This window comes from Streptomyces sp. NPDC017940 (assembly GCF_044328435.1).
Taxonomy (GTDB): Bacteria; Actinomycetota; Actinomycetes; order Streptomycetales; family Streptomycetaceae; genus Streptomyces.
Genome location: NZ_JBIRHJ010000009.1, coordinates 248,574 through 268,847 on the forward strand (window position 1 = coordinate 248,574; position 20,274 = coordinate 268,847).

A 20,274-nucleotide genomic window follows, 5' to 3' on the forward strand; every position below is an offset into this window, starting at 1 on the left:
GAGGAATCCTGACTCGAGGGGCGACTTCATGAGGCATATGTCACGTCGGGCGTTCACCGTGGCGGCGGCCACGCTCGCCGCCGGGCTCACGGTGACCGGGGACGCGGTGGCGGCGCCCGCGGCCCGGCACCGGGGGCGCGAGCTGCGCGGCATGTGGGTGGCGACCGTCGTCAACATAGACTGGCCCTCCAAGCCGGGCCTGTCCGCCGCCGAGCAGCGAGCGGAGCTGATCGCGTATCTGGACGAGGCGGTCCGCCGCCGGCTGAACGCGGTGGTCCTCCAGGTGCGCCCCACCGCCGACGCCTTCTGGCCGTCGCGTTTCGAGCCCTGGTCGGAGTACCTCACGGGCACCCAGGGCAAGGACCCCGGCTGGGACCCGCTGGGCACCACCGTGCGCGAGGCGCACCGAAGAGGCCTGGAGCTGCACGCCTGGTTCAATCCGTTCCGCATCGCCATGCACACCGACCCCGGGCGCCTCGTCCCGTCCCACCCGGCGCGGCTGCACCCCGACTGGGTCGTGCCGTACGGCGGGAAGCTCTACTACAACCCCGGGCTGCCCGAGGTGCGGCGGTTCATGCAGGACTCGATGCTCGACGCGGTGCGCCGCTACCCCCTGGACGCGGTCCACTGGGACGACTACTTCTACCCGTACCCCGTCGCGGGCCAGAGCTTCGACGACGACGACGCCTTCGCCCGCTACGGTGGCGGCTTCCCCGACCGGGCGTCGTGGCGCCGCGACAACATCGACCGCATGGTGCGGGAGATGGGCCTGCGGGTGCGGAAGGCGCGCAGTCGCACGCAGTTCGGGATCAGCCCGTTCGGCGTGTGGCGCAACGCCGCGACGGACCCGACCGGTTCGGACACCCGGGCGGGTGTGCAGACCTACGACGATCTGTACGCGGACACGCGCGGCTGGGTGCGAAAAGGGTGGATCGACTACATCTGTCCGCAGTTGTACTGGCATATCGGCCTCACCGTGGCCGACTACGCCAAGCTGGTGCCCTGGTGGGACGAGGTGGCGCGGGGCACGGGCGTGCGGCTCTACGTGGGGGAGGCCCTCTACAAGGCCGGGGACCCGGCGCAGCCCGCGCCGTGGCAGGACCCCGCGGAGCTGTCCCGGCACCTCACCTTCGCCAAGGACTACCCGCGCGTGCGCGGCCACGTCTTCTACTCGGCGAAGCACGTCGTCGCCGACCGGATCGGCGCGATGCAGCGCGTCGTCGACGACCACTACCGCGTCAGCTCCGGCTGAGCGCCGCGGCGCCGGGGCCCGGGCCCGGGTCGGGCGGCCCGGGCCCCGGTGCTCACTCGCCGGTGCCGGAGTGCCGTACGACGGTGTCCGGGCCCGGTGACATGAGGGTCTCGTGCCCGTCGTCGAACCGTACGCGGTAGGGCGGGGTGCCGTTCGCGCCGAGGACTTCGACGACCTCCGCCGTCCGGTCCTGCTGGCCGACGATCCTGCCGTGGATCAGCAGCCGGTCGCCCACGGATGCGTGCATGGGGAGTGCCCTCCTCCTGGATCACAGTGGTAGCGGTGCGTGGCCGTCAGTGTACGACCGGTGTCGGCCGTTGGCGCCTCCCCTGCCGCGCACTCCCCGTACGGGCACCGGAGGGCGGCCGCCGCAGCCCGCCGTCAGCCGCGGGCCCGTTGGGTGACGGCGATGCACACGAGGACCGCCACCGCCGTCAGCGGCGCCGCGGGCGTCAGCTCCTCGCCGAGCAGGAACAGCGACCAGAACAGGGTGAGCAGGGGCTGCGCGAGCTGGAGCTGGCTGGCCTTCGGGATGCCGATGGCGGCCATGCCGCGGTACCAGACGAGCAGGCCGAGGAACTGGGAGCCGATCGCCGCGTAGAGCAGGCCCGCCGCGCTGTGCGCCGTCAGCTCGAAGGGCTCGTGCGCCAGGGCGAGCGCCGACCAGGCGACGGACAGCGGCAGACAGAGCACCAGGGCCCAGCCGATGACCTGCCAGCCCGGCAGCACGCGGGCGAGCCGGCCGCCCTCGGTGTAACCGGCGGCGCACACCAGGAGCGAGCCGAACAGATACAGGTCGGCGGTCGAGAGCGCGCCGCCGCTCTGCTGCACCGTGAACCCGAGTACCGCCACCGCGCCCGCGACCGCCGCGGTCCAGAAGGTCCGGGAGGGGCGGACACCGGTGCGCAGCGCCGAGAACGCGGCGGTCGTCAGGGGCAGCAGGCCGACGACCACGGCCGCGTGCGCGGTGCTCGACGTCTGGAGGGCGAGGGCCGTGAGCAGCGGGAACCCGATCACGACACCGGCGGCGACGACCGCGAGTCCGCCCCAGTGGGCCCGCGCGGGCACGGGAACGCGCAGCGCGAGCAGACAGCCACCGGCGATCACCGCGCTCAGCACGCAGCGCAGACCCACCAGGGACCAGGGCCCGATGCCTTCGAGGCCCCAGGCGGTGGCCGGGAACGTGAGGGAGAAGGCGACGACGCCGAGCGCGGCCTGAACGGTGCCCGCACGGCGGCGGTCGGGGGCCGGTGCTCCCGTGGGCGCGGCGGCCGGGACTGTTATCCCCCGGGAGGCGGTAGCGCTATTCTGTGCTCTCATGCATGAGCGTAGCAGTGTAGGCGATTTGGCGCAGAGACTGCGGAGCGAGCTGGATCGCTACTCGCCCGGTGAGAAGCTGCCGTCCAGTCGGGCGCTGGTCGAGCGGTTCCGGGTGAGCCCGGTGACCGTGTCGCGCGCGCTGGCGCAGCTCGCGGCGGAGGGACTCGTCGTCACGCGGCCGGGCGCCGGGGCCTTCCGGACGCAGCCGCAGGGAGCGGGCGCCGCCGCCGCGGCCGTGGGGGACACCTCCTGGCAGGAGGTCTCCCTGAGCGCGGACGCCGCCACGGAGGTCGTGCCCCGGTCCGTCGACGCCACCGGCGTCCTCGCCACCCTCGCCGCGCCGCCGCCCGGCGTCGTCGAGTTCAGCGGCGGCTATCTGCACGCGTCGTTGCAGCCCGAGCGCGCCATGGCCGCGGCGCTCGCCCGCGCGGGCCGCCGCCCCGGCGTCTGGGACCGGCCACCGGCCGAGGGCCTGCCGGAGCTGCGGGAGTGGTTCGCGCGCGGCATCGGCGGCGCCTTCACCGCCGCCGATGTCCTGATCACCGCGGGCGGGCAGAGCGCCCTGACCACGACCCTGCGCGCCCTCGCCCCGCCCGGCGCGCCCGTACTCCTCGAATCGCCCACCTACCCGGGCCTCCTCGCGATCGCGCGGGCCGCTGGGCTGCGCCCGGTGCCGGTGCCCGTGGACACCGAGGGCGTACGCCCCGACCTGCTCGCCGCCGCGTTCCGTGCCACCGGGGCCCGGGTGTTCGTGTGCCAGCCCCTGTTCCAGAACCCCACCGGCGCCGTGCTGTCCGCCGAGCGCCGCCCCGAGGTCCTGCGGATCGCCGACGAGGCGGGCGCGTTCGTGGTCGAGGACGACTTCGTGCGCCGCCTGGTCCACGAGGACGCGGGGCCGCTGCCCCGGCCGCTCGCCGCCGACGACAGGGACGGTGTCGTCGTGCACGTCTGCTCGCTGACCAAGGCGACATCGCCGAACTTCCGCGTGAGCGCCCTCGCCGCGCGCGGCCCCGTCCTCGAGCGGCTGCGCGCCATCCAGGTCGTCGACCACTTCTTCGTACCGCGACCGCTCCAGGAGGCCGCGCTCGAACTCGTCGGCTCCCCGGCCTGGCCGCGCCATCTGCGCACGGTGGCCGTCGAGTTGCGGGACCGCAGGGACGCGATGGCGGCGGCGCTGCGGCTTGGCCTGCCCGAGCTCGTCCTGCCGCACGTCCCCGTCGGCGGCTACCACCTGTGGCTGCGGCTGCCCGACGGCACCGACGAGAGCGCCCTGGCCGCGGCCGCGTCGCGCGCCGGGGTGGCGGTGGCCCCGGGCCGCCCCTACTTCGCGGCGGAACCGCCCGCGGGCCACCTCCGGATCAGCTTCGCGGCGCTGGCGGGGCCCGCGGAGATCACCGAGGGCGTCCGCAGGCTGCGCGCGGCGTGCGACGAGGTGCTCGGGTGACGCGGGGGGCGTGCGGGAACGGCGTCAGGACACTCGACGCCGGGCGGCCGTCCTGCGAGTCTCCCGTCATGACCAACGAGCACGGAGCCCCTGACACGAGCGCGTTCCCCTTCCCCGCCGGGTACGAGCTGTCCACCGACCCCACCCGCCTCGACCTGTGCCGCATCCACCAGTGGCTGTCGCAGGACGCCTACTGGGCCATCGGCAGGACGCGCGGCAAGCAGGACGCGTCCGTGGCCGGTTCGCTCAACTTCGGTGTGTACGAGGAGGCTTCGGGCGCCCAGGTCGGCTACGCCCGCGCGGTGACCGACCACGCCACGTTCGCCTTCCTCTGCGACGTGTACATCGACCGTTCGGTGCGCGGCAAGGGGCTCGGCACCGCGCTCGCCGCCGGGGTGCGGGACCATCTCGCCCCGTACGGGCTGCGCAGGGTGCTGCTCGCCACGGAGGACGCGCACGGGGTGTACGAGAAGGTGGGCTTCGTCGGCCTCGACCACCCCGAGCACTGGATGCTGCTCGGGGAGCAGTGACCCGGCGCCGGCCCGAGCGCGGGCACGGTCACGGCAGGCGCGTGTAGTCCGTCGTCAGGAGCAGGTCCTTGGCGGGGCCCGTCACCCGCCACCGGGTGTGCCAGCGGTCCGCGTCGTACACCGCGAACGCGCCGCGGTACAGGTCCCGCGCGCACGGGTGGTCGGCGGTGTGCCGGCCCGAGCGCAGGTCCAGGTCGTGGAAGAAGCGCCCGTCGGCGAAGTGCACGGCGACGGTGCCCGGCACCGCGCCCGGCAGGAACCTGAGGGTGCGCTCGGCGGGCCGGGCGACGCCGTGCCAGGTGAACGTGCCGGACTCGTGGTGCAGCAGGCCCGCGGGGGCCGCGGCCGGGCTCGGGCCCGAGCCGTCGAGCGGGGTGAAGCGTGTCGTCCCGCTGAAGCGCCCCTCGGCAGGGCCCGCCGCCACGTCGTCCCGCGCCGTCGTGCCGTCCCTGGCCGCCGCGGTGCCCCCTGCCGCCGCGGCGCCCCCCACCGCCGTGCCGCCCCCCGCCACCGCACCCGCGAAGTCCCGTACCGTCCGCTCCACCCGCCAGTCCCCGAGCAGGAACGCCAGCAGGTCCGGCACCGCGTGCACGGGTCCGGCAGGCTCGGGCCCCGCCGGCCCGGTCGCGGCGCGGGCGCGCTCGTCGGAAGAGGGCACGGGAAGGGACATGCCCGCAGGCTACTCGGCGCCGGGCCCGTCCTACTTGTCGACCACCGCCAGACTCTGCTCGTCGTAACGGGTGCCCGCGACACCGCCCGGGGGCGCCACCGCGTCGATCGCGGCGAGCTCGGCGGGGGACAGTTCGAGCGTGGCGGCCGCCAGGTTCTCCTCCAGGTAGGCCTGCCGGCGCGTGCCCGGGATCGGCACCACGTCGTCGCCGCGGTGCTGCACCCAGGCGAGGGCGAGCTGGCCCGCCGTGACGCCCCGCCGCGCGGCCAGGCCGTCGAGGGCCTCGACGATGGCGAGGTTGCGCTCCAGGTTGCCGTCGGCGAACCGCGGCTGGCCGCGCCGCATGTCGCCCGCCTCCAGGCTGTCCACGGAGGTGAGGCGGCCGGTCAGGAAGCCGCGGCCGAGCGGCGAGAACGGCACGATGCCGATGCCGAGCTCCCGGCAGACCGGCGCGATCTCGTCCTCCAGGTCCCGCGTCCACAGCGACCACTCGCTCTGGAGCGCCGCGACGGGGTGCACGGCGTGGGCCCGCCGGATCGTGCGGGCGCTCGCCTCCGACAGGCCGATGTGACGCACCTTCCCGGCGGCGACCAGGTCGGCCATCGCGCCGACCGTCTCCTCGATCGGCACCCGCGGGTCGACGCGGTGCAGGTAGTACAGGTCGATGTGGTCGACGCCGAGCCGGCGCAGCGAGGCGTCGCACGCCTCGCGCACATGGGCGGCGTCGCCGCGGATCCGCACCGGCTCGCCGAGCCGGTTGGCGAAGCCGAACTTCGTGGCGAGGACGGCCTGCGCGCGGCGGTGCCCCGCGAGGGCCCGGCCGAGCAGCTCCTCGTTGTGCCCGCCGCCGTAGTAGTCGGAGGTGTCCAGGAGGGTGACGCCGAGGTCGAGCGCGCGGTGGATGGTGGCGATCGAACGGTCGTCGTCCGACGAGCCGTAGGCGTCGCTCATCCCCATGCAGCCGAGCCCCTGGGCGGAGACCGTCAGGGCGCCGAGCCTGCGCGTGGGTGTGCCGTTCATGGTCCTGCCTCCAGATGGTGTGCGGTGCTGTCGTCCGTGACAGTCCGTGACCCTAGGAGGTGGAGTGCGCTCCACCACAAGGGAGCGAGCCGGACCGGTTCGCGCCGCCGGGCGGCCGCGGCGCGTCCCGCCGACCGGACGGGCGATGTCCGCCAGGGCCCTGTCCTGACCGCCGTCGGCACGAGATATCTTGATGTCGAGCAATGTTGCAGACGTGGAGCGGAGCACCCGGTGACTGACTCGACCATCATCTACACGCACACTGACGAGGCCCCCGCCCTCGCGACGCATTCGTTCCTGCCCGTGATCCAGGCGTACGCCTCGACGGCCGGTGTGAGCGTCGAGACCCGTGACATCTCCCTGGCGGGCCGGATCATCGCGAGCTTCCCGGAGCGCCTGGAGGCGGACCGTCGCATCGACGACGCGCTCGCCGAGCTGGGCGAACTCGCCAAGACGCCGCAGGCGAACATCATCAAGCTGCCGAACATCTCGGCGTCCATCCCGCAGCTCAAGGCCGCCGTCGCCGAGTTGCAGGAGCAGGGCTACGCGCTGCCGGACTACCCGGACGACCCGAAGACCGACGAGGAGCGCGACATCCGCGCCCGCTACGACAAGGTCAAGGGCTCCGCCGTCAACCCGGTCCTGCGCGAGGGCAACTCCGACCGCCGCGCCCCCGCCTCGGTGAAGAACTACGCCAAGGCGCACCCGCACCGCATGGGCGCCTGGACGGGTGATTCCCGGACGAACGTCGCCACCATGGGCGAGAACGACTTCCGCTCGACGGAGAAGTCCGTCGTGATCGAGAAGGACGGCGCGTTCGCGATCGAGCTGGTCGCCGACAACGGCTCCACCACCGTCCTGCGCGAGTCCGTCCCGGTCCTCGCCGGTGAGGTCGTCGACGCCTCCGTGATGCGCGTCGCGGCCCTGCGCGAGTTCCTGACCGCGCAGGTCGCCAAGGCCAAGGCCGAGGGCGTGCTGTTCTCGGTGCACCTCAAGGCGACGATGATGAAGGTCTCCGACCCGATCGTCTTCGGCCATGTCGTACGCGCCTTCTTCCCGAAGACGTTCGCGGCCTTCGGCGGCGACCTCGCCGCGGCCGGTCTCTCCCCCAACGACGGCCTCGGCGGCATCTACAAGGGCCTGGAGTCGCTCCCGAACGGCGCCGAGATCAAGGCGTCCTTCGAGGCCGAGCTGGGCGAGGGCCCGGACCTGGCGATGGTCGACTCCGACCGCGGCATCACCAACCTGCACGTGCCGTCCGACGTCATCGTCGACGCCTCCATGCCGGCCATGATCCGCACCTCCGGCCACATGTGGGACAAGGACGGCGGCGAGGCCGACACCCTCGCGGTCATCCCCGACTCGTCCTACGCGGGCGTCTACCAGGTCGTCATCGACGACTGCCGGGCCAACGGCGCCTACGACCCGTCCACCATGGGCTCGGTCCCGAACGTCGGTCTGATGGCGCAGAAGGCCGAGGAGTACGGCTCGCACGACAAGACCTTCGAGATCCCCACCACCGGCACGGTCCGCCTCGTCGACGCCGACGGCGGCGTCCTGATCGAGCAGGCGGTCTCCGAGGGCGACATCTTCCGCGCCTGCCAGACCAAGGACGCCCCGATCAAGGACTGGGTGAAGCTGGCCGTCAGCCGCGCCCGCGCCACCGGCGACCCGGCCGTCTTCTGGCTGGACGCCACCCGCGCCCACGACGCCAACCTGATCGCCAAGGTGGAGGCGTACCTGCCGGAGTTCGACACCGAGGGCCTCGACATCAGGGTCCTGTCCCCGGTGGAGGCCACCAAGCTGTCCGTGGAGCGCATCCGCGAGGGCCTGAACACCATCTCCGTCACCGGCAACGTCCTGCGTGACTACCTGACCGACCTGTTCCCGATCCTCGAGCTCGGCACCAGCGCCAAGATGCTCTCGGTGGTCCCGCTGATGAACGGCGGCGGCCTGTTCGAGACCGGCGCCGGCGGCTCCGCGCCCAAGCACGTGCAGCAGCTGGTCAAGGAGGACTACCTGCGCTGGGACAGCCTCGGCGAGTTCCTCGCGCTCGCGGTGTCCTTCGAGCACCTCGCGCAGACCACCGGCAACGCCCGCGCCCAGGTCCTCGCGGACACCCTGGACCGCGCGACGGCGACCTTCCTGGAGGAGGACAAGTCGCCGAGCCGCAAGCTGGGCGGCATCGACAACCGCGGCAGCCACTTCTACCTGTCCCTGTACTGGGCCCAGGAGCTGGCCAGGGAGACCGAGGACGCCAAGCTCGCCGAGGCGTTCGCCCCGCTCGCCAAGACGCTGACCGAGCAGGAGCAGACGATCGTCGACGAGCTGATCGCCGCTCAGGGCAAGCCCGCCGACATCGGCGGCTACTACCAGCCGGACCCGGCCAAGGCCGCGGCGGTCATGCGCCCGTCGGCCACGTTCAACCAGGCGATCGCCTCGCTCGCCTGACCCACCCCGTGACCGGCGCCCCGGCGCCCGCACACCCCTCCGCCCCGGTCGGCAGCCGCCGACCGGGGCGGTCGTGCTCGCGGGCGGGAGGGCCCTGTGGGCGGGGAGGCCCTGTGGGAGGGAAGCCTCCGCGCGTCGATCGTTCAGGCTACTGAACTGTCAGCCGCCGCTGCCGGTCCGCGCGGCCCCGGTGCCATGATGGGCGCAGCGTCGATCACCTCGGGGGAGGGGAGCGAGCCCGGTCCCGCCGGCTCCCGCGACGCCTCACCAGCGGCTGCGGTACGGGGCGACTCCGACCTCCATTGCATAAACGTGCGGCGCAATGTATATTCATGCCATTCACGCAGGAGGAATCCATGACGGTACGCGCAGCGGTAGCAGGAGCGAGCGGGTACGCGGGCGGCGAGCTGCTCAGGCTCCTGGCCGTGCATCCCGAGGTGGAGATCGGCACCCTCACCGCCCACTCGAACGCGGGCGAGCGCCTTGGCGCCCTCCAGCCGCATCTGGCCCCGCTCGCCGACCGCGTCCTCGCGCCGACCACCGCCGAGAGCCTTGCGGGGCACGACGTCGTCTTCCTCGCCCTGCCGCACGGCCAGTCCGCGGCCGTCGCCGAACAGCTCGGCCCCGACGTGCTCGTCGTCGACATGGGCGCCGACTTCCGGCTGCGGGACGCGGCGGACTGGGAGAAGTTCTACGGCAGCGCGCACGCGGGCACCTGGCCCTACGGCCTGCCGGAGCTGCCCGGCGCCCGCGCCGCCCTCGCGGGCACCAAGCGCATCGCGGTCCCCGGCTGCTATCCGACGGCCGTCTCGCTCGCCCTCTTCCCCGCGTACGCCGCCGGGCTCGTCGAGGACGAGGCGGTGGTCGTCGCGGCGTCCGGGACCTCGGGCGCGGGCAAGGCCGCCAAGCCGCACCTGCTCGGCTCCGAGGTCATGGGCTCCATGTCGCCGTACGGCGTGGGCGGGGGGCACCGGCACACCCCCGAGATGATCCAGAACCTGAGCGCCGTCGCCGGCACGCGGGTCACGGTCTCCTTCACGCCGACCCTCGCGCCGATGCCGCGCGGCATCCTCGCCACGTGCAGCGCCAGGGCCAGGCCCGACGCGACCGCGGAAAGCGTGCGTACGGCGTACGAGAAGGCCTTCGCCGACGAGCCGTTCGTGCGGCTCCTGCCGGAGGGCCAGTGGCCGGCGACGGCTTCCGTGTACGGCTCCAACGCCGTGCACGTCCAGGCCGCCCACGACCCGGCGTCCGGCCGCGTCATCGTGATCAGCGCCATCGACAACCTGACCAAGGGCACCGCGGGCGGCGCGGTGCAGAGCATGAACACAGCCCTGGGGCTCCCGGAGGAGCTGGGGCTTTCCACGATCGGTGTCGCGCCGTGAGCGCCGTGCGCACGCACCCGGTGCCGCACCCGACGCCCGCGACGAACAAGGAGACGCAGTGAGTGTCACGGCAGCCAAGGGGTTCCGGGCGGCGGGCATCGCCGCAGGGATCAAGCAGAACGGCAACCCCGACCTGGCCCTCGTGGTCAACGACGGGCCCCGCACGGCCGCCGCGGGAGTCTTCACGTCCAACCGCGTGAAGGCCGCGCCGGTCCTGTGGTCGGAGCAGGTGCTCAAGGGCGGACAGGTCGCGGCCGTCGTCCTGAACTCCGGTGGCGCCAACGCCTGCACGGGCCCGCGGGGCTTCCAGGACACCCACGCCACCGCCGAGCGCGTCGCCGGGGCCCTCGGCGTCGGCGCGGGCGAGGTGGCCGTCGCCTCGACCGGGCTCATCGGCGTCACGCTCCCCATGGACAAGCTGCTGCCCGGCGTCGACACCGCGGCCGGTGCCCTGTCCGCGCACGGCGGCGAGAAGGCCGCCATCGCCATCAAGACCACCGACAGCGTGCACAAGACGGCGGTGGCCGAGGGCGCGGGCTGGACCGTCGGCGGCATGGCCAAGGGCGCGGGCATGCTCGCCCCCGGCCTCGCCACGATGCTGGTCGTCCTCACCACCGACGCCGACGTCCCCGCCGCCGACCTGGACCGGGCGCTGCGCGAGGCCACCCGCCTCACCTTCGACCGGGTCGACTCCGACGGCTGCATGTCCACCAACGACACGGTGCTCCTGCTCGCCTCCGGCGCGGCCGGGGTGAGTCCCGCGTACGCGGAGTTCGCCGAGGCCGTCCGCACGGTCTGCGACGACCTCGCCCGCCAGCTCATCGGCGACGCGGAGGGCGCGAGCAAGGACATCCGCATCGAGGTCGTCGGCGCCGCGAGCGAGGACGACGCCGTCGAGGTGGGCCGCTCCATCGCCCGCAACAACCTCCTCAAGTGCGCCATCCACGGCGAGGACCCCAACTGGGGCCGGGTGCTCTCCGCCATCGGCACCACGAGCGCCGTCTTCGAGCCCGACCAGCTGAACGTCGCCATCAACGACGTCTGGGTCTGCAAGAACGGCTGTGTCGGCGAGGACCGCGACCTGGTCGACATGCGCTACCGCGAGGTGCGGATCACCGCCGACCTCGCCGCCGGTTCCGCGTCGGCCGTGATCTGGGCGAACGACCTCACCGCCGACTACGTACACGAGAACAGCGCGTACTCGTCGTAAGCCGTCCCGCAGGCAGCGGTACGTCCTTCCCCACCTGGAAAGCCCATGAGCACCCGCAAGCACACCGCACTGCCCAAGGCACAGATCCTGATCGAGGCGCTGCCCTGGCTGACCCGTCACCGCGGCAAGACCGTCGTCATCAAATTCGGCGGCAACGCGATGGTGGACCACGAGCTGAAGGCCGCCTTCGCCCAGGACGTCGTGTTCCTGCACCACGCGGGCCTCAAGCCCGTCGTGGTGCACGGCGGCGGCCCGCAGATCAGCGCCCAGCTCGACAAGCAGGGCCTGGTCAGCGAGTTCAAGGCGGGGCTCCGCGTGACGACGCCCGAAGCCATGGACGTCGTGCGCATGGTCCTCGCCGGGCAGGTGCAGCGCGAACTCGTGGGCCTGCTCAACGAGTACGGGCCGCTCGCCGTCGGCCTCACGGGCGAGGACGCGCACACCATCACCGCGACCCGGCACCGGCCGCTGATCGGCGGCGAACCGGTCGACATCGGCCAGGTGGGCGAGGTCACCGAGATCGACACCGGCGCCATCGAGGCGCTGCTCGCGGACGGCCGCATCCCGGTGGTCTCCTCGATCGCCCGCTCCCAGGACGAAGGTGACACGGGGCATGTCTACAATGTCAATGCTGATACGGCGGCTGCGGCTCTCGCTGCGGCGCTTGGTGCCGAGACGCTGATGGTGCTCACCGACGTCGAGGGCCTGTACGAGGACTGGCCCGACAACGACGACGTCATCAGCCGGCTCACGGCGACCGAGCTGGAGAAACTCATCCCCGACCTCTCCAGCGGCATGGTGCCCAAGATGCGGGGCTGTCTGCACGCCGTGCGCAACGGGGTCAACACCGCGCGCGTCATCGACGGGCGCGTCCAGCACTCGATCCTGCTCGAGATCTTCACCGACGAGGGAATCGGCACGATGGTCGTGCCGGACGAGCCGAACCAGGGGGAACCGGCATGACGACCAACCAGGACCTGACCCGGCGCTGGCAGGGCGCGCTGATGGACAACTACGGCACGCCCCGCATCCCGCTGGTGCGCGGCGCGGGCAGCACCCTGTGGGACGCGGACGGCACGAAGTACACCGACTTCGTCGGCGGTATCGCGGTGAACGCCCTCGGCCACGGCCACCCGGCGGTGGTGGAGGCCGTGACCCGGCAGATCGGCGCGCTCGGCCACGTCTCCAACCTGTTCGTCGCCGAACCGCCCGTCGCCCTCGCCGAGCGCGTCCTGGACCTCTTCGGCCGTGACGGCCGCGTGTACTTCTGCAATTCGGGCGCGGAGGCCAACGAGGGCGCCTTCAAGATCGGCCGCCGTACCGGCCGCACCCGCATGGTCGCCACCGAGGGCGGTTTCCACGGCCGCACCATGGGCGCGCTCGCCCTCACGGGACAGCCCGGCAAGCAGGAGCCGTTCCTGCCACTGCCCGGCGACGTCACGCACGTCCCGTACGGCGATGTGGAGGCCCTGCGCGCCACGGTCACCGAGGACACCGCCTTCGTGATCGTCGAGCCGATCCAGGGCGAGAACGGCGTCGTCGTGCCGCCCGCCGGCTATCTGAGGGCGGTCCGCGAGATCACCCGCGCCACCGGCACCCTCCTCGTCCTGGACGAGGTGCAGACCGGGGTCGGCCGCACCGGCCACTGGTTCGCGCACCTCGCGCAGGAAGGCGTGCACCCCGACGTCGTCACGCTCGCGAAGGGCCTCGGCGGTGGCCTGCCCCTCGGCGCGACCGTGGCCTTCGGCGCGGCGGCCGAGCTCCTCACCCCCGGCCAGCACGGCACCACCTTCGGCGGCAACCCGGTGGCCTGCGCCGCCGGACTCGCCGTCATCGACACGATCGTGGCCGAAGGGCTGCTCGAGAACACCAAGCGCGCCGGCGAGAAGCTGCGCGGTGCCATCGAGTCGTCCGGGCACGCGTTGGTCGACCATGTCAGGGGCGAGGGGCTCCTGCTGGGTATCGTGCTCACCGAGCCGCTGGCACCGCGGGTGCAGCAGGCGGCTCAGGACGCCGGCTTCCTGGTCAACGCGCCCGCCCCCGATGTCGTACGGCTCATGCCGCCGCTGAACGTGCGCGACACCGAGGTGGACGCCTTCCTCCGGGCCCTGCCCGGCGTCCTCGACCAGGCTGCCGGGGCCGACAAGGCCGACGCGGCCGACGGGGAAGGATGATCCGGGGAATGGGACGACGATGAGCCACGCGCAGGACAACGGGCCGGCCGAGCACGCGGGACCCGCGGTGCCCCAGACCCGCACCGCACGCCACCGCCGGATCGTGGACATCCTCAACCGGCAGCCGGTGCGCTCCCAGAGCCAGCTGGCGAAGCTGCTCGCCGACGACGGTCTGACCGTCACCCAGGCGACGCTCTCCCGCGACCTCGACGAGCTCAACGCCGTCAAGATCCGCAACACCGAGGGCGACCTGATCTACGCCGTGCCGAGCGAGGGCGGCTTCCGCACCCCGCGCGCCCCGCTCGGCGAGTCGGCCAAGGAGCAGCGGATGCGCCGCCTCTCCGTGGAGCTCCTCATCTCCGCGGAGGCCTCGGCCAACCTCGTCGTCCTGCGCACCCCGCCGGGCGCCGCGCAGTTCCTCGCCTCCGCCATCGACCAGGCCGAACTGCACGACATCCTCGGCACGATCGCCGGCGACGACACGGTGATGCTGATCAGCAGGGACCCGAGCGGCGGCCAGGCGCTCGCCGACCACCTGCTGCGCCTCGCCTCCAACGAGCACTAGGCCCCCGCCCCCGCCCCGTCGGCGGGCAGCTCCAGGCCGAACAGCTCCGCGTAGCGCCCGATGCGGTCCACGACCCACTCCTCGCTCTCGTCCACGGCGTCGGCGGCGAACCGGAGCTGCTCCCGCGTGACGCTTCCGCTCAGCGCCGGGAGCGCGCCGTCGGCGTGCACCGCCAGGACGATCAGGTCCTGCCAGCGGGGCAGCTCCTCCGGTACGGCGGCCGGGTCGAGGGCCGGGGGCGACGCCTCCAGGGGGAGGTACGGGACGATGCGCCGCCAGGTGGCGGCGACGGGTTCGCCGAGGCGCCCGGCGAGGCTCAGCAGGTCGAGGGGGTTCAGTGGGCTGCCGGGCGCGGAGACGCGGTGGGCTGCGCCGAGGGCGACGGCGTCCCGGGCGTCGGGGACGCCTCCGGGCAGGCTCTCGACGTCGGCCGGGTCCAACTCGGGGATCCGCGCGCCCAGCTCCCGCAGGGGCGAGAGGCGTTCGTACGCGGTGCGGGCGCCGATGTGGTGGCTGCGGGCGTACCCGACCAGGCGTTCGGCCGTGAGCGTGGCCCAGCGCGGGGGCTCGAACCAGTTGTCGGGATCGTCGTTGTCGCTCCAGTCGAGCAGGGCCCGGCGCTCCTCGTACCCGGGGCGGAACCCCGCGAGGGCGGGCGGGAGCTCCGGCACGTGAAGGCGCACGCGCTTCGCCTCGCGGCGCGCCGTCCTCCACATCGTCGCCAGCGGCGTCCGCAGGTCGATGCTCGACGAGAAGAGCACGTCGGCCGTGGGCAGGACCGGGTAGTCGGCGACATCGAACGACGGGTCGCTGCCCGAGAACGCGTAGCGGCTCGGCATCGGCAGGTCCTCCCACGCCCGGAGCAGGCCGGCCGTGGCGGGCACGTCCGCGCCCGCTTCGCGGAGCTGCTCCACGACCAGGGCGAGGTCGTCCCACGACACCCCCTGCGGCCGGACGAACGCGAGGTCGCGTGCCGAGAGCCCGTCCTCCAGGGCGAGCCCCGCCGTGTGGGCGGCTTCCAGCACGCTCGCCGTCTCCGGAACCGGCACCACCCGGCCCGCCGCCGACTTCTCCCGGTGCTGCCGGGTGTGGCGGAGACCGAGGTGCTCCGCCCAGCGCGCGAGCGCCTTCTCCGCCTTGCGCAGCGACACCTCCCAGCCCGCCGCGAGCGCGAACGTGGCCGCCCACGGCAGGGTGAGGCGGCCGTCCCCGCCCGGCACGCAGTAGGTCTGCAACCCCATGGAGATCTCCCACGGCACACCGGCCCACCGCCGTACGGCGTCCTCGTCCGGGGCCCTCCAGCCGAGCCACGCGAACCGGTCGAGCCGTTCGCGCACCTCCAGCGGCGAGAGTCGCAAGGTGTCCGCGACGCCGATGACCTCCCACGGCCACCGGACGGGACGCCACCCCCGGGGGCCCTCCCGGTACAGCAGCGCGAGGTCCGTCTCGTCGCACACGTGGTCCCTGTGGTGGGCGGGCGCCACCGGCGGCGGGGCGGACAGGAACGGCGCGAACCTGGCGCACCGCTCGGCGAGGCGCCCGAGCGGCTGCCGGGTCGCCAGGGAGGCCCGGACGAGGCCGCCGAGGTCGTCCGGGGCGTGCTCGTAGTCGTTCTCGTTCTTCTGCTCGCGCGCCCGCTGCCAGGCGTTGCGCACGCCCCGCGCGAGGAGCCCCTCGACGATCTGCGCGTCGTACCGGTCGGGCCTCCAGTCCAGGCCCTCCCCGTCCCCGTCCGCGGCGGCGGTGGCACGGCGCAGCACCGGGGGCGGCTTCAGGAGCGGATGGACGATCCGCAGGCCGCGCGCGGCCCGCAGCACCTCACGGACCGTCATGCCCGCGCCCTCCGCCAGGGCCACGGCGACCCGCCAGTCCAACGGCTTCCGCTCGGGGTTGAGCCGTGTGTCCCAGTCCGGCCGGTCCCACTGGGCGACGCGGGCCCAGCCGGGTTCGGGCACCGGGTGGCCCGCGGCCGAGACCGGTGGTGCCTGCCGCGCGGGCCGCCCGCCGCCGAGCACGGCGGCCCGCCACGGCGTCACCGCCTCGGGCCAGTCCCACTCCGCGCTGCCGTGGCCGCGCCTGCGGTCGATGCGGCCGTCCCAGTAGAACCAGCCCGTGGAGTCCAGGTCGAGGGCCGCGCCGCCCCACGTGTCCTGGTCGCGCACCCGCACACCCCGTCCGCGCCACCGCTGCCACACCGTGCGCGCGGCGGCCAGGTTGTGCTGCTCCAGGCGCCACAGCCACGCCATGCCCAGGCCTGGCCAGTCGGCGAGCGCCGCCGCGCCCCGCGCCCACTGCTCGGCTTCCCAAGCCGTGTCGTACGACTGGAGCGTCTTGCGGTCGAGGCTGAGCGTGCCCGCCCGCGGTCCGGTCAGGTTCAGGACGTACCCGAAGGGCTTCTTGTCGGTCGCGATGCCGTCGCACAGGATCGCGCCCTGGTTCTCCACCCACCACAGCACCCCGGGCACCGCCTCGGCATACCCGGCGGCCTCGTCGTCCGCCGGTGCGTGGCGCAGCACACCCGGCTCCCAGTCCCGCCGCCGCCCCGAGGCGTCCCGCGCCCGCAGCGCGAACTCGCTCACCAGCACGAGGCGCTCCAGGGTGGCGACCGGCGAGACGGCCGACACGGCGGCGGAGTCCCGCAGGTACAACCGCACCCGGGTACCGCCCTCAAGGAGCCCGTCGCCCTCCGCCGCGAAGGAGTCGTCGTACTCCTGGATACGGAACAGATTCGCGCTGCCGGGGATGTCCACGCGCAGGGCCCGCCGGGCCGGGATCCCGTCCGTGCCGACGGGCCGGGTCAGCACCGTCATCTCCTCGGCCAGCATGAAGTAGCTGAACACCCCGATGCCGAAGCGGCTGTTGGGGTAGAGGCGCAACGCCGGGTCGTGGCGGTGCCAGGTGGCCTGCTCCTGGCGGAAGGCGCGGGACTGCTCGAAGCGGCGGCCCGCCTTGGTGAAGGTGTTCTTGAGCCGGTCGAGCCCCATGCCGACGCCGTTGTCCCGGCACTCGATGTAGCGGCCCCGCTCGTCCTCGCCCTCGGTGAGGACGATCCGGCCCGACCAGGGCGCCGGGTGCGCGCCCCTGCTCCGCAGGTAGCGGTGGCGCATCGCGCGGTGGCGGCAGGCGTCCATCGCGTTCTGGTACAGCTCGCGCAGCGCCAGGTCCGGCTCGCCGCCGTAGATGCGCTCGCCCATGAGCAGGTCGCGGACCTCGGTCTGGGCGAGCTGGAAGCGCAGCAGCGGCACGTCGTACGCCCTGCGGCCGCGGTCCTCGGCCGGGCGCAGGCCGCGGTCGGTCACGCGGGCGGGCAGGCCCGCGAGCAGCGCCGCCCGGGGTGCGGGCAGCGTGCGGGCGGTGTCCCGCAGGGCTTCGGCCAGTTCGTCGGCCTGATCGACGACGTCAGTGAACGCGGCGTGCAGCGCGGGGTGCGTGCAGGTCGCGTCCAGGTGCAGGTCGCCGTCGGCGGCGTGCCAGTCCGCGGCGCGCACCGCGTTGACGGCGTCCTGGGGGAGCAGGGCGTCGCGGACGGCCAGATGCTCGGCGAGGACGTCGGGGAGGGCCCGGACGTCCAGGGCGAGTACGCGGGCAAGGTGCAGGATGCCCGCCAACTCGTCGGCGCGCAGGGACTGCCGGGCGCCGCCGGGCAGCGGGAGGACGAGGGCGGGGCGCGGTGCGCGGTCCTGGGACGGAGGGCCGAGCGTGATTCCCGCGGTCAGGGCGGCGAGCGCGGCGGACAGCTCGCGGGCGCGCGGGCCGGGGCACAGTGCCTCCGCCAGCGACAGCGACTCGGCCTCGGGCACCGGCTGCTCGTCCGTCACGAACCGCTCGGCGATCCAGCGGTGCACGAGCCACAGGGCGACTCCGCGCGCCTCGTCGGGTCGGTCGTCCAGCCAGCAGTCCCTGAGCTTCTTCTTGATGTGCGGGTGGTGCTCGGCGACCTGCTCGTAGTGGCGCCGCCACGCGTCTGCGTCCTTGAGGTGCCTGGTGGTGTACGGCGAGATGTCGCCGGCGTGGCTGAGCCGCCGCGCCCAGGCGGCCTCGTGCAGCAGCGGCGCGGCGACGAGCGCGGCGGCTTCGAGTGCGGACAGCGTCGGCGTCCTGGGGACGAGGCTGGGCAACTGGTCCCGTACGACACGGACGAGGAAGTCGTCGTCGGCCCAGGGGTCGGGCATCCGCTCCTGCGCCAGGTGGACGACCTGCGCACATGTGTCGGCCAACTCCCCGAGGCACTCCCGCAGCCGGGGCACGCCCGCGGCGTCGCCCGGCGCGACACGCTCCCACAGCGCGGTGCCGGCGACGGCTTCGCGCCAGGCCTCCAGGAGCCGACGGCCCTCACAGATGACCGCGGCGCGCGCCTGCGCCTCGCGGTCCGTGCCGTACCGGACCTGGGGCTCCTGGTCCGCGGCACCGTGCAGACGGGCGGCGCGCAGCGTGTGCTGCCGCGCCGTCTCGAAGACCTCCTGCACCGTCCGCGCCTGCGTCAACGGCCGGAAGGCCTCCGCGAGCCCGAGGGTGAAGAAGCTGCCGCCCGCCGAGTACCCCGCCCGCTGCCCGGCCGCGCACGCCGTGAGCAGTGCGAACCGCCCCGAGGGCGGCCCCTTCAGGACACTGCTGCCGAACACCCCGTCGGCGGGGTCGCCCCGGCAGGCGTCGATCAGCCACAGCACGGTGCCCGCCCGGCAGTGGGCGAGGTACGGACTGATGTCGGCGGGGAGCAGGGTGTCCAGGTACGGCTGGGTCCACTCGGCGTCGCCGTCCGCGCCGTGCGGGGCGCGCGCGTCGGCCGGGACCAAGTGGTCGGTGCCGCCCACACGGATGCCGTGCCCGGTGAAGTGGAGCAGCAGGGTGCCGTCCTCGGGGACACCCCGCGACACCTCGTCCACGGTCGTGATGATCTCGGCACGCGAGGCCCCCGGCACCGTGCGCACCTCGTACCCCGCGGCCCTGAGCGAGGCCCCGAGGGCCCGCAGGTCGGCGGCGACCGGTGCTTCGAGGGAGGCGAACCGGTGGGCGGCGTCCGGCGTCGCGCCGACACCGATGAGCAGTGCTGTACGTGATGCCATGCCGTCCCCCCGTGTGCGAGGCCTCATCGTCCCACTTCCGGGAGGGGCCGACCGGCGGGTCCACCGGCGTGGTCGAGCCATGCGCGGACCCCCTTCGAGGACGCCTTCCAGGGGCTCCGACCGCGGCCTCGCGCCCGGCCCCTCAGGCCGCCGCCCGCCGTGCCCGGTGGGACATCCACGCGGCGACCACGGCTCCGGACACGTTGTGCCACACGGAGAACACGGCGGCGGGCAGCGCGGCGAGCGGGCTGAAGTGGGCGGTCGCGAGGGACGCGGCGAGCCCGGAGTTCTGCATGCCGACCTCGAAGGCCATGGCACGGGACGCGGGCGCGCCGAGCCGGGCCGCTCTGCCCGCGCCGTAGCCGAGCGCGAGCCCGAGGCCGTTGTGCAGGACGACCGCGACGAACACCGGACCCGCCGCCGACTTGATGGCCTCCGCGCTGCCCGCCACCACCACCGCCACGATCACGGCGACGGTCCCCGCCGACAGCCAGGGCAGCGCACCGAGCACCCGGTCGGCGTACGCCCCGAAGCACAGCCGCACCACGAGCCCGGCGACGACGGGCAGCAGCACCGTCTTGAGGATGTCCGCCACCATCGAACCGGCGTCCACCGGCAGGTACTCACCCGCCAGGAGCAGGGTCAGGGGCGGGGTCACGAGCGGTGCGAGGGCCGTGGAGGCGGTGGCGACGGACACGGAGAGGGCGACGTCACCGCGCGCCAGATAGGTGACGACGTTCGAGGCGGTGCCGCTCGGCGCGCAGCCGACCAGGATCACCCCCGCCGCCAACTGCGGCGACAGGTCGAGCGCGTGGGCGATGAGCCAGCCGAGGCCCGGCATGATGACGTAGTGCGCCACCAGGCCGAGCGCCACGGCCCAGGGCCGCCGCGCGACCCCCTCGAAGTCCCGCGGCGTCATCGTGAGGCCCATGCAGAACATGACCACGCCCAGCAGGTACGGCACGCTCTCCTTCCAGCCCCCGAAGGCGCCCGGCGCGGCGAGCCCGAGTCCGCCCGCGGCGAGGACGAGCAGCGGGAAGACGGTGACGGCGCGGCGCGCGGCACGGTCGGGAGACCCCGGGGCGGGGGCGCCGGGCGTGGGGTGATCGGTCTGCACCCGGCGATGCAACGCGGCGGCGCCCCGGCGGTGCAACCCCGTCTCGATATGTGGTCGCTACATGTGTCGCCGG

At 73.9% G+C, this 20,274-nt stretch carries 15 protein-coding genes; 9 read left to right on the top strand and 6 right to left on the bottom strand.

Going from position 1 to position 20,274, the window contains the following annotated elements:
• Window positions 1–28 precede the first annotated feature (28 nt).
• Window positions 29–1,252, top strand: coding sequence for a glycoside hydrolase family 10 protein (locus ACH4DX_RS29680; protein ID WP_398157401.1), 1,224 nt, complete (start codon window positions 29–31; stop codon window positions 1,250–1,252).
• Window positions 1,253–1,304: 52 nt separating this feature from the next.
• Here ACH4DX_RS29680 and ACH4DX_RS29685 read toward each other — a convergent pair whose 3' ends face one another.
• Both ACH4DX_RS29685 and ACH4DX_RS29690 read right to left on the bottom strand, forming a co-directional pair.
• Window positions 1,305–1,499 carry a DUF1918 domain-containing protein gene (locus tag ACH4DX_RS29685; RefSeq protein ID WP_398121725.1) on the bottom strand — a complete coding sequence of 65 codons (195 nt, stop codon included), beginning with the start codon at window positions 1,497–1,499 and terminating at the stop codon, window positions 1,305–1,307.
• A gap of 134 nt (window positions 1,500–1,633) precedes the next feature.
• Window positions 1,634–2,572, bottom strand: a complete 939-nt coding sequence (locus tag ACH4DX_RS29690) for a DMT family transporter (protein ID WP_398157402.1) — start codon at window positions 2,570–2,572, stop codon at window positions 1,634–1,636.
• Here ACH4DX_RS29690 and ACH4DX_RS29695 point away from each other — a divergent pair.
• Together ACH4DX_RS29695 and ACH4DX_RS29700 are read left to right on the top strand one after the other, a co-directional pair.
• Window positions 2,571–4,016: a PLP-dependent aminotransferase family protein gene (locus ACH4DX_RS29695; protein ID WP_398157403.1), complete on the top strand. Its 1,446-nt coding sequence runs from the start codon at window positions 2,571–2,573 to the stop codon at window positions 4,014–4,016. The genes ACH4DX_RS29690 and ACH4DX_RS29695 overlap by 2 nt on opposite strands.
• A gap of 68 nt (window positions 4,017–4,084) precedes the next feature.
• Window positions 4,085–4,546 carry a GNAT family N-acetyltransferase gene (locus ACH4DX_RS29700; protein ID WP_398157404.1) on the top strand — a complete coding sequence of 154 codons (462 nt, stop codon included), beginning with the start codon at window positions 4,085–4,087 and terminating at the stop codon, window positions 4,544–4,546.
• A gap of 28 nt (window positions 4,547–4,574) precedes the next feature.
• Here ACH4DX_RS29700 and ACH4DX_RS29705 read toward each other — a convergent pair whose 3' ends face one another.
• Window positions 4,575–5,129: a DUF6314 family protein gene (locus tag ACH4DX_RS29705; protein ID WP_398157509.1), complete on the bottom strand. Its 555-nt coding sequence runs from the start codon at window positions 5,127–5,129 to the stop codon at window positions 4,575–4,577.
• Window positions 5,130–5,246: 117 nt separating this feature from the next.
• Window positions 5,247–6,236 carry an aldo/keto reductase gene (locus ACH4DX_RS29710; RefSeq protein ID WP_398157405.1) on the bottom strand — a complete coding sequence of 330 codons (990 nt, stop codon included), beginning with the start codon at window positions 6,234–6,236 and terminating at the stop codon, window positions 5,247–5,249.
• Window positions 6,237–6,467: 231 nt separating this feature from the next.
• On the opposite strand from ACH4DX_RS29710, the gene ACH4DX_RS29715 reads away from it, so the two are divergent.
• The 6 genes from ACH4DX_RS29715 to ACH4DX_RS29740 all read left to right on the top strand — a co-directional run bounded on the left by ACH4DX_RS29715 (window position 6,468) and on the right by ACH4DX_RS29740 (window position 14,021).
• Window positions 6,468–8,687: an NADP-dependent isocitrate dehydrogenase gene (locus ACH4DX_RS29715; RefSeq protein WP_398157406.1), complete on the top strand. Its 2,220-nt coding sequence runs from the start codon at window positions 6,468–6,470 to the stop codon at window positions 8,685–8,687.
• A 356-nt stretch (window positions 8,688–9,043) separates the two neighbouring features.
• Window positions 9,044–10,072: an N-acetyl-gamma-glutamyl-phosphate reductase gene (argC, locus tag ACH4DX_RS29720; RefSeq protein WP_398157407.1), complete on the top strand. Its 1,029-nt coding sequence runs from the start codon at window positions 9,044–9,046 to the stop codon at window positions 10,070–10,072.
• A gap of 58 nt (window positions 10,073–10,130) precedes the next feature.
• Complete coding sequence (gene argJ, locus ACH4DX_RS29725; RefSeq protein WP_398121733.1) at window positions 10,131–11,282, top strand: bifunctional glutamate N-acetyltransferase/amino-acid acetyltransferase ArgJ; 1,152 nt, start codon at window positions 10,131–10,133, stop codon at window positions 11,280–11,282.
• A 45-nt stretch (window positions 11,283–11,327) separates the two neighbouring features.
• Window positions 11,328–12,245 (top strand): acetylglutamate kinase, encoded by a 918-nt coding sequence (gene argB, locus ACH4DX_RS29730; protein ID WP_398121734.1) that lies wholly within the window; start codon window positions 11,328–11,330, stop codon window positions 12,243–12,245.
• The gene (locus tag ACH4DX_RS29735; protein WP_398157408.1) at window positions 12,242–13,456 is read left to right on the top strand and encodes an acetylornithine transaminase; all 1,215 of its coding nucleotides are present in this window, start codon (window positions 12,242–12,244) and stop codon (window positions 13,454–13,456) included. Before argB ends, ACH4DX_RS29735 begins: the two co-directional genes overlap by 4 nt.
• 19 nt (window positions 13,457–13,475) lie before the next feature.
• Entirely contained in the window at window positions 13,476–14,021 is a 546-nt protein-coding gene (locus ACH4DX_RS29740) for an arginine repressor (RefSeq protein WP_398121736.1), read from the top strand.
• Here the strand turns inward: ACH4DX_RS29740 and ACH4DX_RS29745 are convergent.
• The gene (locus tag ACH4DX_RS29745; protein WP_398157409.1) at window positions 14,018–19,084 is read right to left on the bottom strand and encodes a caspase family protein; all 5,067 of its coding nucleotides are present in this window, start codon (window positions 19,082–19,084) and stop codon (window positions 14,018–14,020) included. The two genes, ACH4DX_RS29740 and ACH4DX_RS29745, sit on opposite strands and share 4 nt — an antisense overlap.
• 142 nt (window positions 19,085–19,226) lie before the next feature.
• Window positions 19,227–20,201 (bottom strand): bile acid:sodium symporter family protein, encoded by a 975-nt coding sequence (locus tag ACH4DX_RS29750; RefSeq protein ID WP_398157410.1) that lies wholly within the window; start codon window positions 20,199–20,201, stop codon window positions 19,227–19,229.
• Between the last annotated feature and the right edge of the window lie 73 nt (window positions 20,202–20,274).

Excerpts from the sequence above, each read along its gene's own strand:
- argC (WP_398157407.1), top strand. The coding sequence starts at position 9,044 with ATGACGGTACGCGCAGCGGTAGCAGGAGCGAGCGGGTACGCGGGCGGC.
- ACH4DX_RS29710 (WP_398157405.1), bottom strand. The coding sequence starts at position 6,236 with ATGAACGGCACACCCACGCGCAGGCTCGGCGCCCTGACGGTCTCCGCC.
- ACH4DX_RS29685 (WP_398121725.1), bottom strand. The coding sequence starts at position 1,499 with ATGCACGCATCCGTGGGCGACCGGCTGCTGATCCACGGCAGGATCGTC.
- ACH4DX_RS29740 (WP_398121736.1), top strand. The coding sequence starts at position 13,476 with ATGAGCCACGCGCAGGACAACGGGCCGGCCGAGCACGCGGGACCCGCG.
- ACH4DX_RS29695 (WP_398157403.1), top strand. The coding sequence starts at position 2,571 with ATGCATGAGCGTAGCAGTGTAGGCGATTTGGCGCAGAGACTGCGGAGC.
- ACH4DX_RS29680 (WP_398157401.1), top strand. The coding sequence starts at position 29 with ATGAGGCATATGTCACGTCGGGCGTTCACCGTGGCGGCGGCCACGCTC.
- ACH4DX_RS29735 (WP_398157408.1), top strand. The coding sequence starts at position 12,242 with ATGACGACCAACCAGGACCTGACCCGGCGCTGGCAGGGCGCGCTGATG.
- argB (WP_398121734.1), top strand. The coding sequence starts at position 11,328 with ATGAGCACCCGCAAGCACACCGCACTGCCCAAGGCACAGATCCTGATC.
- ACH4DX_RS29690 (WP_398157402.1), bottom strand. The coding sequence starts at position 2,572 with ATGAGAGCACAGAATAGCGCTACCGCCTCCCGGGGGATAACAGTCCCG.
- ACH4DX_RS29745 (WP_398157409.1), bottom strand. The coding sequence starts at position 19,084 with ATGGCATCACGTACAGCACTGCTCATCGGTGTCGGCGCGACGCCGGAC.
- ACH4DX_RS29700 (WP_398157404.1), top strand. The coding sequence starts at position 4,085 with ATGACCAACGAGCACGGAGCCCCTGACACGAGCGCGTTCCCCTTCCCC.